This window comes from Bradyrhizobium sp. UFLA05-112 (assembly GCF_053572325.1).
In genome coordinates this window covers 1-601 of the sequence record NZ_JBANBK010000221.1, presented here as the reverse complement: position 1 = coordinate 601, position 601 = coordinate 1, and the positions used below count along the sequence as shown (strand labels likewise).

Sequence of the window (601 nt, the reverse complement as noted above, 5' to 3'; positions counted from 1 at the left end):
GCGCCACCCGCGTCGTGCTTAGGCGGGTGGCGTATCCCTGGGCTCATTCTTCTTGGGTGTCAGCGGGGTGAGGCGATCCAGCGGGCTCATAACCTCGCGGATGGTGTTGGTGGCGACGCGGGTATAGAGCGCGGTGGTCTCGAGCTTGGCGTGCCCCAACAGGACCTGGATCACCCGAATATCGATGTTCTGCTCGAGCAGGTGGGTCGCGAAGCTGTGGCGCAAGGTGTGCGGCGTCACCTGCTTGGTAATCTCGGCCATGTGGGCCGCAGCGTGGCAGGCGCGCGTGAGCTGGCGTGTCGTCATTGGGCTGGCCGGCTTCAGTCCCGGAAACAGCCAGCCCTGCGGGCGGGCAATGCGGTACCAGTCGCGCAGAAGTTCGAGCAGCACCGGGGAAAGCATCGCGTGGCGATCCTTGCGGCCTTTGCCCTGTTCGACGCGCAGCATCATGCGCTCGGAGTCGATATCGGAGACCTTCAGCGCGACGACCTCGGAGACGCGCAGCCCCGCACCGTAGGCGATACTGAGCGCCGCCTTGTACTTGACGCTCGGCGCAGCCTCCAGAAAGCGCGCGACCTCCTCGCGGCTCAACACCACCGGT

General features: G+C 65.9%; 1 protein-coding gene. It reads right to left on the bottom strand.

Annotated features, from left to right (window positions below; translation table 11 throughout):
- Positions 1-18: 18 nt before the first annotated feature.
- A partial coding sequence (locus SO180_RS42470) for a tyrosine-type recombinase/integrase (protein WP_449384718.1) occupies positions 19-601 on the bottom strand: 583 nt, incomplete at its 5' end.